Origin of the sequence: Janthinobacterium sp. BJB426 (assembly GCF_002735705.1) — a bacterium.
Lineage (GTDB): Bacteria > Pseudomonadota > Gammaproteobacteria > Burkholderiales > Burkholderiaceae_D > Janthinobacterium.
The window spans coordinates 1-13,047 of sequence record NZ_PDZL01000006.1; the positions used below are offsets into that span (position 1 = coordinate 1).

A 13,047-nucleotide genomic window follows, 5' to 3' on the forward strand; every position below is an offset into this window, starting at 1 on the left:
GAGATCCATCTCCAACCAGACGCCGGATAGATTTAAGCAAGCCTACTCACATCATACAAAATCAGCTTGCAAAAAGGAGGGTGACCATAGATTTTTTCATGCTGCGGAGCGTTTCGTACGAAAAATATTTCCATAAAAAAATTGATTCAAATCATTTTGCAGCAATTATTTTGATATGAATGACCATGATGTTTCATTATCCAGATGGGCATGGCAGGCGGATAATTTTATGACTGGTGCGTCGCCGGGCACCTGAGTGCATTGCCGGCGCGTGCCAACACCGACAACCATCTGGAGGCGGCAGGGCATGAACACGCAGCAAATGACACAGTTACAGCAAGCACCAGCAGGTAGTACTGAACTCCAGCTCGACACGCGGCTGACCCGCGAAGCGGCCGAATTGCTGGCCAGGGCCGACATCCATCTGAATGGCCGCGCCGCCTGGGACATGCAGTTGCGCAAACCGGGCGTGCCTGAACGGGCCTTCGCCAGCGGCAACCTGGGCCTTGGTGAAGCGTACATGGACGGCGACTGGGATGCGAAGCGGCTCGATGAATTCTTTTGCCATCTGCTGCGCGCCCGGGTGGCCGACGACGTGCGTCCCATGCGCCTGGCCTTCCACGCCCTGTACGCGCGTCTGTTCAACTTGCAGACGGAGCGCCGCGCCTGGATGGTGGGCAAGGAGCACTACGACCTGGGCAACGCCTTCTATGCGGCCATGCTCGATCCGCGCATGACGTACACGTGCGGCTACTGGAAGGATGCCAGCAACCTGGCCGAGGCACAGGAAGCCAAGCTCGATCTGATCTGCCGCAAGCTCAGGCTGGAACCTGGCATGCGCGTGCTCGACATCGGCTGTGGCTGGGGTAGTTTCATGCGCTATGCGGCGGAAAAATACCGGGTGCAGTGCGTGGGCGTGACGATATCGCAAGAGCAGGCAGCGTATGCGCGCGGCATGCCGGGCGGCGAGCAGCTGGACTTCCGCCTGCAGGACTACCGCGACACCGATGAAAAATTTGACCGCATCGTCAGCATCGGCATGTTCGAGCATGTGGGGCATAAAAATCACCGCACTTTCATGGAAGTGGCGCACCGCTGCCTGGAAGATGACGGCCTGTTCCTGCTGCACACGATCGGCAAAAACAAGCGCCATTCCACGTGCGACCCGTGGATCGACAAATACATCTTCCCGAATGGCGATTTGCCGTCGATCGGCCAGATCGGCGACGCCATGGACGATCTGTTTGTGGCCGAGGACTTGCACAACTTCGGCGCCGACTACGACAAGACCCTGATGGCCTGGCATGCGAATTTTGAGCAGGCGTGGCCGCGTTTTGCTGGCCAGCTGGGTGAGCGCTTCCACCGCATGTGGTCGTACTATCTGCTGTCGTGTGCCGGCGCCTTCCGCGCACGCGACTTGCAGCTGTGGCAATGGGTCTTGTCGAAGCAGGGCGTATTGGGTGGCTATGCGCGCATTAGTTGAGATGTGCGGCAACTGATATGATGAATTGATGGATATCAATCAAGCCCGTACCTTTCTCGAAGTGGCGTCCTGCGGCAGCTTCATCATGGCCGCCGAGCGCATGCACGTGACGCAGACGGCCGTCAGCGCCCGCATCCGTACGCTGGAGCAGCAACTGGGGCGCCAGCTCTTTGTGCGCAACAAGGCGGGGGCGCGCCTGACGTCGGCCGGCGAGCGCTTCATGCGCCATGCGGCCACCATGGTGCAGGTGTGGGAAAGGGCGCGCCACCAGGTGGCCCTGCCGCCGGGGCGCGATGACGCCGTCAGCATCGGTTGCGAGCTGAGCCTGTGGCAACCGCTGCTCGGCGACTGGCTGATACGCATGAGCCGCGACTGCCCCGAGATCGCCTTGCGCGCGGAAGTCGACAGCCCCGCGCGCCTGCTCGACGCCGTGCACGACGGCTCGCTGGACCTGGCCGTACTGTACAACCCGCCGCAGCGCCCGGGCCTGGCCAGCGAATTGCTGGCCGAGGAAAAGCTGGTGATGGTGACCACGCGCGATGACGGCCAAATGCATGCCGATACGTATGTGTACGTGGACTGGGGGCCCAGCTTCGCGGCCAATCACCAGGCGGCCTACCCGGAGCTGAGCAGCCCGCCCATCGCCATTTCCCTGGGGCCGCTGGCCCTCGTCTACCTGCTGGAGGTGGGCGGCGCCAGTTATTTCCGTATCGGCAGCGCGCAGCCCTATCTCGATGCGGGCCTCTTGTACCGCGTGCGCGACGCGCCCGAATTCTCGCATTCCGCCTACGCCGTCTACGCGGCGCAGCGCGACAACCCGACCCTGGACCGCGCCCGCGCTTGTCTGCTGGAAGTGGCGGAGAGAATCAAGTAGATTCGACAGACGTAAAAAAGCCGACCCGAGGGTCGGCTTTTATTTTCATGCCCTGGTGCATAAGCGCAGCGCTTAGTCGCGGCTGCCGCCGGCGAAACCGAGCAGTGACAACAGGCTGGTGAAGATGTTGTACACGTCCAGGTAGATGCGCAGGGTGGCCGAGATGTAGTTGGTCTCGCCGCCGTTGATGATTTGCTGCACGTCATACAGGATGTAGGCCGAGAAGATGGCGATGGCGACCATGGAGATCACGATCGACAGTGCCGACAGGCCCAGGAAAATATTCGCCACCGATGCGAGGATCAGCACGATCACGCCGGCGAACAGCCATTTGCCCATGGCCGAGAAGTCGCGCTTCGAGACCGTGGCGATCGTTGCCATCACGGCCAGGATGGTGGCCGTGCCGCCGAACGCCGTCATGATCAGCATGCCGCCGTTCGAGTAGCCGAGCGTGCGCGTCAGGATAGGCGTGAGCATCAGGCCCATGAAGAAGGTAAAGCCCAGCAGGACGGCCACGCCGAGACCCGAGTTCTTGGTTTTTTCAATCGCGTACATGAAGCCGAAGGCGACGGCCATGAAGATGATGAAACCCATGCCGCCGGTCAGCATCGGCAAATGCATTTGCACGCCGATGAAGGCGCCCAGCACGGTCGGGATCATGGACAGCGCCAGCAGCCAGTAAGTGTTGCGCAAGACCTGATGGCGGACTTGCTGCATGCCCCCCGAAAGGTCAAAGGTGCGTTGCATGTTCTGATTCATAGTGCCTCCGTGTTGTCAATTCAAATTACTGCTTTACCCAAGGATAGCATGAGGGCCGGAATTTGCCAAAAAAGCAGCTTAAGATTTCATTAAACTCAAGCGGCAGGGAAGGATGCCCCCTGCCTGTCTGGGTGATATGGGGTGGAGTATGGTAAAATCAAAGGTTGATTGAGTTATCAATTTACCGTTTTAAACCTTACTTTTTATTGGAGTTTTCACACATGGCAATCGAACGCACCCTGTCGATCATCAAACCAGACGCAGTTGCAAAAAACGTAATCGGTCAAATCTACTCCCGTTTTGAAAACGCTGGCCTGAAAATCGTTGCTGCACGCATGACCCAACTGTCGCGCGAACAAGCTGAAGGCTTCTACGCAGCGCACAAAGAACGCGGCTTCTTCAAGGATCTGGTCGACTTCATGGTTTCCGGTCCAGTCATGATCCAAGCCCTGGAAGGCGAAAACGCCGTTCTGGCCCACCGTGACCTGATGGGCGCGACCGATCCGAAGAAAGCAGAAAAAGGCACGATCCGCGCCGATTTCGCCGATTCGATCGACGCTAACGCCGTACACGGTTCCGACGCTGTCGAAGCTGCTAAAGTGGAAATCGCTTACTTCTTCCCAGAACTGAAGGCTTAATTGCCTTAGATAACGTTATTTCCTGGCGTTATCTGTGAAATAACTTATCACCCCCTGTTCCCGCTGCGCTGTGGAGTTTTCTCTCCGGATGCGCGCGGGGACGGATTTTTAGAATAGACAAGATCATGAATACGACGACCCTCACCAACTTGCTGGACCTCGATCCCGCGCAACTCATCGCCTACTGCGCCGAGTTGGGAGAGAAACCGTTTCGTGCGAAACAATTGCAACGCTGGATACACCAGTTCGGCGCCTCCGACTTCGACGCCATGACGGATCTGGCCAAGTCGCTGCGCGACAAGCTGGCCACGCGCGCCGAAGTGCGCGCCCCGGCCATCATCAGCGACCACACGTCGACGGATGGCACGCGCAAGTGGCTGGTCGACGTCGGCAATGGCAATGCCGTGGAAACCGTGTTCATTCCGGAAGAAAACCGCGGCACCCTGTGCATCTCGACCCAGGCCGGCTGCGCCGTGAACTGCCGTTTCTGCTCGACGGGCAAGCAAGGCTTCAACCGCAACCTGTCCGTGGGCGAAATCATTGGCCAGCTGTGGATGGCGGAATTCGAATTGCGCCGCACCAAGGGCATCGAGCCGGGCCCGAAAGGCGAGCGCCAGATCACCAACGTGGTGATGATGGGCATGGGCGAACCCCTGCTGAACTTTGAGCCGACCGTCACAGCCCTGAAATTGATGCTCGACGACAACGCCTACGGCCTGTCGCGCCGCCGCGTGACCCTGTCGACCTCGGGCGTGGTGCCGATGATGGACAAGCTTTCGCAGGAAGTGCCGGTGGCCCTGGCCGTCTCGCTGCACGCCTCGAACGATGCCTTGCGCGATGGTTTGATTCCACTGAACAAGAAATACCCGCTGAAGGAATTGATGGCGGCCTGCAAGCGCTACCTGGAATTCGCCCCGCGCGATTTCATCACGTTTGAATACTGCATGCTCGACGGTGTCAACGACAGCGACGAGCATGCGCGCGAACTGCTTGCGCTGGTGCAAGACCGCGAGTTCGGCGTGAACTGCAAGTTCAACCTGATTCCGTTCAACCCGTTTCCCGAGTCGGGCCTGTTCCGCTCGAAAAACCCGCGCATCAAGGCCTTTGCCCAAGTCCTCATGGATGGCGGCATCATCACCACCGTGCGCAAGACGCGCGGCGACGATATCGATGCGGCCTGCGGCCAGCTGGCCGGCGAAGTCAAGGACCGCACCCGGGTGCAGGAGCGCATGGAAAAAATGACTGAGTATCAACAGAAATTTGGCGCCAATTTCGGCAAGATCGTGGAGATCCGCTCCTGATGCGGGGAAGCATGGCTTATCCTGGCGTACTTGCCGCGGCTGTTGTCAGCCTGGGCGTGCTGCTGGCCGGCTGTGCTTCCACCGCGGACAAGGAGCAAGCCGCATCGGTCGAGCAGCGCGCCGCCTTGCGCTTGCAGCTGGCCAGCGCCTATTATATGCAAGACCAGTTTGCGGTGGCGTTGACAGAAGCGGATCAGGCGGTGCAGCTGCTGCCGGGCAATGCCCAGGTGCGCGGCATGCGCGCCCTGATTTTTGCTGCCCTGCGCCAACCTGCTGCTGCTGAAAAAGATTTTCTTTACGCATTGCGCCTTGCGCCCCACAATCCCGAGTTGAGCAATAATTATGGCCTGTTTCTGTGCCAGACCGGGCGCGCGGCGCAGTCGCTGGCGTATTTTGATGCCGCATTGCAAGATACCGCCTATGGCACGCCTGAACTTGCGCTGCATAATGCGGCCGCGTGCAGCCTGCTCATGAAAGATTACCCGCGCGCCGCCAGCTACTGGCTCAAGGCGGAGCGCATCGCACCTGGCGCGGCAATCACGTATGCCGGCCTGGTGCGCGTGTATTACGAACAGCAAGACTACCGGCAAGCGGCTCAATACCTTGAGCGGCTCGGTAAAGCAGCGACAATGGAGAGCCAGACGGCCGATGTGCTGTGGCTCGGGATCAAGGTGCAGCATAAGCTCGGGGATGCGGGTGCGGAAGCTGGCCTGGGGGCGCATTTGCGCCGCCACCATTCCGGCTCCCCCGAATATGCTGCTTATCAAAATGGGGCGTTTGATGAGTGAGACAGGGATACCAATGAATTCAGAGTGGGCAGAAACGCCTCAGCAGCAGCCCCAGGGCAATCTTGCGTTGGCGGGCGCACAGTTGAAGGCGCAGCGCGAAGCGCTGGGCTGGCCGGTGGAACAGGTGGCCGACCAGCTCAAGCTGGCGCCACGCCAGGTGATCGCGCTGGAAGAGGGCGACATGGCGGCCTTGCCGAACGTGGCCGTGGTGCGCGGTTTCGTGCGCGCCTACGCCAAGGTGGTGCGTCTCGACGCGGCGCCGCTGGTGGCCATGATCGAAGTCCATCCGGCGCCGGCGCAAGACCCGGCCGCGCCCGTGCGGCGTGAAATTTCCGCCACGTTTTCCGAGTCGCGCTTCCCGTCGATGACGCAACGCTCGTCGAACCAGACTCCCCTCTGGATCGCCGGCGCCGTGGCCGTCGTCGTGGCGGCCGCCTTTGGCGCCTATAAACTCGGTTATGTGCCGGCCAGCCTGCTGTCCTCGCACACGGAGAAAGAAACGGCGCATGCGGAAGTGGGGCCCGTGGAAACGACCCTGATCAAGCCGGGCCAGGATTTGACGCCGGTGCAGTCGCCATCCGTGCCGCTGATCTCCGTGCCACCGCCGCCAGGCAACGATACGCAGACTGGTGCACCGGCCTCTGGCGTCGCTTCGGTGCCGGCCGCCGCCGTGCCGCCAGCAGCTGCGCCGGCAACGACGCCTGCGGCCACGACGGCCGCCGTCACGCCGCCCGCGGCGGCTACCACTGCAGCTGCCGTGGGCGCGAATGCGCTGGTGCTGAAGGTCGAGCAGGATTCCTGGGTGGAAATCCGCCGTCCTGGCAGCACGCCGCTGATTTCGCGCATGGTGAAGGCGGGCAGCACGGAAACGTTTGATATCACGGGTCCGGCCACCTTGGTGGTGGGCAAGCCTGGTGTTGTGCAGGCAACTTTGCGTGGCGCCAAGCTGGATCTGCCGACCGTTGCCGGCGGCACGATTTCGCGCGTCAGCATCAAATAATTGCAGTAATCGTTCAAGCAAACTCAGAAGATAATATTATGGCTACCTCGAAAACAGCGATCGGCTCCGGTCCATCCGGCCGGCGCGACAGCCGCAAGGTGCTGATCGCGCACGGCCAGCGCCAGATCTGGGTGGGCGGCGACGCCCCCGTGGTGGTGCAGTCGATGACGAACACGGATACGGCCGACGCCATCGGCACGGCGATCCAGATCAAGGAACTGGCGCGTGCCGGTTCGGAACTGGTGCGCCTGACGGTGGACCGTCCGGAAGCGGCCGCGGCAGTGCCCTACATCCGCGAGCAGCTCGACAAGATGGATATCGACGTGCCGCTGGTGGGCGATTTTCACTATAACGGCCATACCCTGCTCAACGATTACCCCGATTGCGCGCGCGCGCTGTCGAAGTACCGCATCAATCCCGGCAACGTGGGCAAGGGCGCCAAGCGCGACACGCAATTTGCGCAAATGATCGAGGCGGCTTGCCGCTACGACAAGCCGGTGCGCATCGGCGTGAACTGGGGCAGCCTGGACCAGGCCTTGCTGGCGCGCATCATGGATGAAAACGCGGGCCGCGCCGAACCGTGGCCGGCGCAAGCCGTCATGTATGAAGCGCTGGTGACGTCGGCGATTGAAAACGCCGTGCGCGCCGAAGAGCTGGGCCTGGCGCGCGACAAGATCATCCTGTCGTGTAAAGTTTCTGGCGTGCAAGATTTGATCGCCGTGTACCGCGAACTGGCGCAGCGCTGCGACTATCCGCTGCATCTGGGCCTGACGGAAGCGGGCATGGGCAGCAAGGGCATCGTCGCCTCGACGGCGGCCTTGGCCGTGCTGCTGCAAGAGGGCATCGGCGACACCATCCGCATTTCGCTCACGCCAGAACCGGGCGGCGACCGCACGCGCGAAGTGATTGTCGGCCAGGAAATCCTGCAAACCATGGGCTTGCGCAAGTTCGCGCCCATGGTCATCGCCTGCCCGGGCTGCGGGCGCACGACGTCGACCACCTTCCAGGAGCTGGCCGACAATATCCAGACGTATCTGCGCGAGCAGATGCCGGAATGGAAGAAATCGTATCCGGGCGTGGAAGCGATGAACGTGGCCGTCATGGGCTGCATCGTCAACGGTCCCGGCGAATCGAAGCATGCGAACATCGGCATCAGCCTGCCCGGCACGGGCGAGTCGCCTGCCGCGCCCGTGTTTGTCGACGGCGAAAAAGTCGTCACCCTGCGTGGCGAACGCATCGTCGAGGAATTCCAGGACATCGTCTTGAAGTATGTACAGAGTCACTATGGAAACACGGTTGCCGTCTGAGCCTGATCCGATAAAAAAGTAAAGAAGAACACTATGTCCGAAAATAAAAAGCTCGACAAGATCACTGCCGTCAAAGGCATGAACGATATCCTGCCGGCCGACGCTCCGCTGTGGGAATTGTTTGAAAATACGGCGCAATCCGTGCTGCAAAGCTATGGCTTCCAGCAGATCCGCACGCCGATCGTGGAAGAAACGAAATTGTTCGCGCGCGCCATCGGCGCCGTGACCGATATCGTGGAAAAGGAAATGTATTCGTTCACCGATTCGATGAACGGCGACAACCTGACCCTGCGTCCTGAAGGCACGGCCGGCGTGGTGCGCGCCGTGGTCGAGCACAACCTCGTCTACGAAGGTCCGAAACGCCTGTGGTACAAGGGCCAGATGTTCCGCCATGAGCGCCCGCAAAAGGGCCGCTATCGCCAGTTCCACCAGTTCGGCGTGGAAGCCATCGGTTTTACGGGGCCGGATATCGACGCCGAAATCATCATGCTGTCGCGCCGCCTGTGGGATGACCTGGGCCTGGAAGGCATTCGCCTGGAACTGAACTCGATCGGCGACGCGGCCGAGCGCCTGCGCCACCGCGCCGACCTGATCGCCTACCTGGAAGGTCACAGCGAACTGCTCGACGAAGAAGCCAAGCGCCGCCTGCACAGCAATCCGCTGCGCATCCTCGACACCAAGAACCCTGCCATGCAGGACCTGGTCAATGGCGCGCCGAAGCTGCTGGACTACCTGGGCGAGGAATCGCTGGCCCACTTCCACGGCGTGCAGAAGATTCTGAACCACAACAATATCCCGTTCACCATCAATCCACGTCTGGTGCGCGGCCTCGATTACTACAACCGCACGGTGTTCGAGTGGGTCAGCGACAAGCTGGGCGCGCAAGGCACGGTCTGCGCCGGTGGCCGCTATGACGGCATGGTGGAAATGTTTGGCGGCAAATCGACGCCCGCCGTCGGTTTCGGCATGGGCGTCGAACGCCTGGTGCTGCTGATGAAGGACGCGGCCGAGCCGGAACAACCGGCCCAGTGCGACGTCTACCTGGTGCACCAGGGCGAGCAGGCAGGCTTGCAAGCCTTCGTGCTGGCCGAGCGGATTCGCGATGCGGGCCTGGACGTTGTGCTACATTGCGCAGCGAGCAACGGTGGTGGCAGCTTCAAGACACAAATGAAAAAGGCCGACGCCAGCGGCGCGGCGTTTGCCGTGATCATGGGCGATGATGAAATCGCCAATAACGTCGCGACGGTGAAAGCCATGCGCGAAGCCGATGCCGGCGCGCAGCAGAACACGGTGCCGTTCGACGATGTCGTCGATTACGTGGTGGACCAGATCATCGGCGACCACGATTGCGGCCATGACCACGGTCCTGGCGGCCACGTGCATCACCACCACTGATTTGCAGCAAGACCGTTCTACCCTCGATCAACTACTCATTAAAACTGACGACCCATGGCATACGATCACGAAGAACAAGAACAACTGGCAACCCTCAAGGCCTGGTGGCAGCGCAATGGCAATCTGACCTCCTGGGTCCTGATCGTGGCGCTGGCAGGCTACAGCGGCTGGGCTGGCTGGCAGTACTACCAGCGCACGCAGGCCGCGCAAGCGGGCCAGCTGTACGACGAACTGCAAAACGCCATCGCCGCCAAGGACACGGCCAAGGTGATGCGCGCGGCCGGCGACATGCAGTCGCGCTTCGGTGGCACGGCATATGCGCAGATGAGCGCCCTGTCCGCTGCCAAGGTGGCGTTCGACGCGAATGACCTGAAAACGGCCAAGACCCAGTTGCAATGGGTGGCCGAGCATGGCACGGAAGAGTACAAGTCCATCGCCAAGCTGCGCCTGGCTGGCGTCCTGCTGGACGAAAAAGCCTACGATGAAGCGCTGAAAGTGCTGGCGACGGCTTCCGTGGCGCAATTTGCCGGCGCCGTGGCCGACCGCAAGGGCGACATCCTGGTGGCGCAAAACAAGCTGGCCGATGCGCGCACGGCTTACCTGGCCGCGATAGCCGCGACGGACAAGAACAATCCAGGCCGTCAATTGATCCAGGTCAAACTGGAAGCGATCGGCGGTACGGTACCGGAAGACAAGGCCAAGGCTGACAAGGCTGCCGCCTGACAGGAACACTGATGGCGTGGCCGCGCGGCGTTCTGCGCCGCCTGCCTTGCCCTTACAAGTACAAGAAAAAGGTTGGATAACACTTATGCGTGTCACTGAAAAGCTGGTAGCTGCAAGTCTGTTGGCCCTGATGGCCGGTTGCTCGTCGTGGAACCCGTTCGCCTCGAAAGATCCGAAAGTCGAACCGGCCAAGCTGGTCGAGTTAAAATCGAGCATCGCCGTGCGCGACGCCTGGAAGTATTCGATCGGCAAGGCCGGCGTGTACGCGTTTACGCCTGCGCTGGCTGGCAACAGCCTGTACGTGGTCAATGCCGATGGCGCGCTGGCGCGTCTGGATGCGGCCAGCGGCCGTGAAACGTGGCGCATCAAGGCCGGCAGCGACATCACGTCGAGCGCCGGCAGCGATGGCACGCTGGTGGCCGTGGGTGCCGCCAAGGGCGTCGTGCTGGCGTTCGACGCCGATGGCAAGCAGCTGTGGAAGGCGCAGGCGTCCAGCGAAGTGTTGACGGCGCCTGTCGTGGGCCAGGGCGTGGTGGTGGTGCGCAGCGTGGACAACCGCATCGTCGGCTTCGACGCCAAGACGGGTGAGCGCAAGTGGACGGTGCAGCGCGCCACGCCAGCCTTGACCTTGCGCAATGCGCCGGGCATGGTACTGGGCGGCGCGAATATCTACGTGGCCCAGCCGGGCGGCAAGCTGCTGGCACTGACGGCCGCCACCGGTGTGGTACGCTGGGAGATCGTCGTCAGCGAACCGCGCGGCGCTACCGAACTGGAGCGCGTCTCCGACATCGCCGGCACGCCGGTGGCGTTCGAAGGCGAAGTGTGCGTCGTCACGTACCAGGGCAAGGCGGGCTGCTTCGACGCCGCCACGGGCGTGCCGCGCTGGACCAAGCCGATCTCGTCCGATGTGGGCGTGGCCGTCGACCAGCGTTTCGTGTTTGTTGCCGATGACCAGGGCGGCGTGGTGGCGTTCAGCCGCGAAGGCGGCCAGAGCGCCTGGAAGAATGAGGCGCTGGCGCGCCGCCGCCTGTCGACGCCGGCCTCCTACGGCCGCAGCGTCGCCGTCGGCGACTATCAAGGTTATATCCACTTCCTGTCACGGGAAGATGGCGCATTAATAGGTCGTGTCAGCACCGACGGTAGCCCGATTGTTTCGGCTCCCGTTGTTGCCGGTTCGAATTTGATTTTTCAAACCCAATCAGGGACAGTGACCGCTCTCGCGGTCGAGTAATACAATGAAGCCGGTAATTGCACTAGTAGGTCGACCCAATGTTGGGAAATCGACTTTATTCAATCGTCTGACCCGCTCGCGCGATGCGCTGGTGGCGGATTTGCCTGGGTTGACGCGCGATCGTCACTATGGCGAAGGCCGTGTCGGCGAACGTCCCTTCCTGGTCATCGATACGGGTGGTTTCGAACCCGTCGCCAAGGAAGGCATCATGCACCAGATGGCACTGCAGACCAAGCAGGCCGTGGCCGAGGCCGACGTGGTGGTGTTCATCGTGGACGGCCGTCAAGGCCTGACCCCGCATGACAAGACCATCGTCGACTTCCTGCGCAAGAGCGGTCGCCCGGTCTTGCTGGTGGTCAACAAAAGCGAAGGCATGCGCTATACGGCCGTCGTGTCCGAATTCTATGAATTGGGCATGGGTGATCCGTATGCGATCTCGTCGGCGCACGGCGACGGCGTCAACGACCTCGTCGAAGTGATGCTGGACCTGGCGTTCGCGCAGCGTCCGGATGAGCCTGAAGAGCTGGAAAAGACCGACCGCGGCATCAAGATCGCCCTCGTCGGCCGTCCGAACGTGGGCAAGTCGACCTTGATCAACACCCTGCTGGGCGAAGAGCGCGTGATCGCCTTCGACATGCCGGGCACGACGCGCGATTCGATCGAGATCCCGTTCGAGCGCGATGGACAGCAATACACCTTGATCGACACGGCAGGTATCCGCCGCCGCGGCAAGGTGTTTGAAGCGATCGAGAAATTCTCGGTGGTGAAAACGCTGCAGTCGATTTCCGAAGCCAACGTGGTCGTGCTGATGCTCGACGCGCAGCAGGATATCTCGGAACAGGACGCGCATATCGCCGGCTTTATCCTGGAATCGGGTCGCGCGCTGGTCGTGGCCGTGAATAAATGGGATGGCTTGCAATCGCACGAGCGCGATGAAATCAAGATCGATATCGACCGCAAGCTCGACTTCCTGTCGTTCGCGCAGATGCATTTCATTTCAGCGCTGAAGGGCACCAACATCGGTCCGCTGATGAAGTCGCTCAACGCCGCGTATGCGGCCGCCATGTGCGACCTGTCGACGCCGAAGCTGACGCGCGCCCTGATCGAGGCCGTGGAGAAGCAGGAGCCGCGCCGCAAGGGTTCGATCCGTCCGAAGCTGCGTTACGCCCACCAGGGCGGCATGAACCCGCCTGTGATCGTTATTCACGGCAATGCGCTCGACGCCGTTGGCGATCCATACAAACGCTATCTGGAAAAACATTTCCGCGATACGTTTGCGCTGGTCGGCACGCCGCTGCGCATCGAACTGCGCACGGGTAAAAACCCGTTTGCACGCACGCCAAGCAAGTAATGATTTAACTGCTGAATTAAGTGCATATTAAGGCGCCGCAGAGATAATGCGGCGCCTACAGCCAATTAATGGCTTTTGCACGGAAATAATAAAGTGTTAATGCGCCATGCGCGACAGCGATCGCGAAAACAGGTTACAGTAGCTATGACGCATCTTTCTTTCTTTGAAAGGTGTGAGAGCACTTGAAATCAAGCGAG

12 protein-coding genes are annotated in these 13,047 nt (G+C 61.0%); 11 read left to right on the forward strand and 1 reads right to left on the reverse strand.

Annotation, left to right across the window (positions count from 1 at the left end):
* Nucleotides 1-322 precede the first annotated feature (322 nt).
* Both cfa and CSQ93_RS11620 read left to right on the forward strand, forming a co-directional pair.
* Nucleotides 323-1,483 carry a cyclopropane fatty acyl phospholipid synthase gene (gene cfa, locus CSQ93_RS11615; RefSeq protein ID WP_099378414.1) on the forward strand — a complete coding sequence of 387 codons (1,161 nt, stop codon included), beginning with the start codon at nt 323-325 and terminating at the stop codon, nt 1,481-1,483.
* Nucleotides 1,484-1,511: 28 nt separating this feature from the next.
* Nucleotides 1,512-2,357 (forward strand): LysR family transcriptional regulator, encoded by an 846-nt coding sequence (locus tag CSQ93_RS11620; RefSeq protein ID WP_099378202.1) that lies wholly within the window; start codon nt 1,512-1,514, stop codon nt 2,355-2,357.
* 72 nt (nt 2,358-2,429) lie between these two features.
* Here CSQ93_RS11620 and CSQ93_RS11625 read toward each other — a convergent pair whose 3' ends face one another.
* The gene (locus tag CSQ93_RS11625) at nt 2,430-3,116 is read right to left on the reverse strand and encodes a Bax inhibitor-1/YccA family protein (protein ID WP_034752039.1); all 687 of its coding nucleotides are present in this window, start codon (nt 3,114-3,116) and stop codon (nt 2,430-2,432) included.
* A gap of 221 nt (nt 3,117-3,337) precedes the next feature.
* Here CSQ93_RS11625 and ndk point away from each other — a divergent pair, with 221 nt between their 5' ends.
* From ndk to der, 9 genes are all read left to right on the forward strand, one after another.
* Nucleotides 3,338-3,754, forward strand: coding sequence for a nucleoside-diphosphate kinase (gene ndk / locus CSQ93_RS11630; RefSeq protein ID WP_034752036.1), 417 nt, complete (start codon nt 3,338-3,340; stop codon nt 3,752-3,754).
* Nucleotides 3,755-3,879: 125 nt separating this feature from the next.
* Nucleotides 3,880-5,055: a 23S rRNA (adenine(2503)-C(2))-methyltransferase RlmN gene (gene rlmN / locus CSQ93_RS11635; RefSeq protein WP_034752035.1), complete on the forward strand. Its 1,176-nt coding sequence runs from the start codon at nt 3,880-3,882 to the stop codon at nt 5,053-5,055.
* Nucleotides 5,056-5,111: 56 nt separating this feature from the next.
* Nucleotides 5,112-5,843 carry a type IV pilus biogenesis/stability protein PilW gene (gene pilW, locus CSQ93_RS11640; protein WP_233516150.1) on the forward strand — a complete coding sequence of 244 codons (732 nt, stop codon included), beginning with the start codon at nt 5,112-5,114 and terminating at the stop codon, nt 5,841-5,843.
* Between the two features lie 13 nt (nt 5,844-5,856).
* Nucleotides 5,857-6,843 (forward strand): helix-turn-helix domain-containing protein, encoded by a 987-nt coding sequence (locus tag CSQ93_RS11645; protein ID WP_099378204.1) that lies wholly within the window; start codon nt 5,857-5,859, stop codon nt 6,841-6,843.
* A 38-nt stretch (nt 6,844-6,881) separates the two neighbouring features.
* Complete coding sequence (gene ispG / locus CSQ93_RS11650; RefSeq protein ID WP_099378205.1) at nt 6,882-8,150, forward strand: flavodoxin-dependent (E)-4-hydroxy-3-methylbut-2-enyl-diphosphate synthase; 1,269 nt, start codon at nt 6,882-6,884, stop codon at nt 8,148-8,150.
* A gap of 33 nt (nt 8,151-8,183) precedes the next feature.
* On the forward strand, nt 8,184-9,545 hold the full coding sequence (gene hisS / locus CSQ93_RS11655; RefSeq protein ID WP_099378206.1) for a histidine--tRNA ligase: 1,362 nt from the start codon (nt 8,184-8,186) through the stop codon (nt 9,543-9,545).
* Between the two features lie 54 nt (nt 9,546-9,599).
* Nucleotides 9,600-10,268 carry a YfgM family protein gene (locus tag CSQ93_RS11660; protein WP_099378207.1) on the forward strand — a complete coding sequence of 223 codons (669 nt, stop codon included), beginning with the start codon at nt 9,600-9,602 and terminating at the stop codon, nt 10,266-10,268.
* 85 nt (nt 10,269-10,353) lie between these two features.
* The gene (gene bamB, locus CSQ93_RS11665; protein WP_099378208.1) at nt 10,354-11,499 is read left to right on the forward strand and encodes an outer membrane protein assembly factor BamB; all 1,146 of its coding nucleotides are present in this window, start codon (nt 10,354-10,356) and stop codon (nt 11,497-11,499) included.
* 4 nt (nt 11,500-11,503) lie between these two features.
* Nucleotides 11,504-12,850 carry a ribosome biogenesis GTPase Der gene (gene der, locus CSQ93_RS11670; RefSeq protein ID WP_034752028.1) on the forward strand — a complete coding sequence of 449 codons (1,347 nt, stop codon included), beginning with the start codon at nt 11,504-11,506 and terminating at the stop codon, nt 12,848-12,850.
* The last annotated feature ends 197 nt before the right edge of the window (nt 12,851-13,047 follow it).

Bases quoted from the DNA above. Each gene is read 5' to 3' on its own strand.
- hisS (WP_099378206.1), top strand. From the start codon at position 8,184: ATGTCCGAAAATAAAAAGCTCGACAAGATCACTGCCGTCAAAGGCATG.
- CSQ93_RS11645 (WP_099378204.1), top strand. From the start codon at position 5,857: ATGAATTCAGAGTGGGCAGAAACGCCTCAGCAGCAGCCCCAGGGCAAT.
- CSQ93_RS11625 (WP_034752039.1), bottom strand. From the start codon at position 3,116: ATGAATCAGAACATGCAACGCACCTTTGACCTTTCGGGGGGCATGCAG.
- CSQ93_RS11660 (WP_099378207.1), top strand. From the start codon at position 9,600: ATGGCATACGATCACGAAGAACAAGAACAACTGGCAACCCTCAAGGCC.
- ispG (WP_099378205.1), top strand. From the start codon at position 6,882: ATGGCTACCTCGAAAACAGCGATCGGCTCCGGTCCATCCGGCCGGCGC.
- CSQ93_RS11620 (WP_099378202.1), top strand. From the start codon at position 1,512: ATGGATATCAATCAAGCCCGTACCTTTCTCGAAGTGGCGTCCTGCGGC.
- cfa (WP_099378414.1), top strand. From the start codon at position 323: ATGACACAGTTACAGCAAGCACCAGCAGGTAGTACTGAACTCCAGCTC.
- der (WP_034752028.1), top strand. From the start codon at position 11,504: ATGAAGCCGGTAATTGCACTAGTAGGTCGACCCAATGTTGGGAAATCG.
- ndk (WP_034752036.1), top strand. From the start codon at position 3,338: ATGGCAATCGAACGCACCCTGTCGATCATCAAACCAGACGCAGTTGCA.
- rlmN (WP_034752035.1), top strand. From the start codon at position 3,880: ATGAATACGACGACCCTCACCAACTTGCTGGACCTCGATCCCGCGCAA.
- bamB (WP_099378208.1), top strand. From the start codon at position 10,354: ATGCGTGTCACTGAAAAGCTGGTAGCTGCAAGTCTGTTGGCCCTGATG.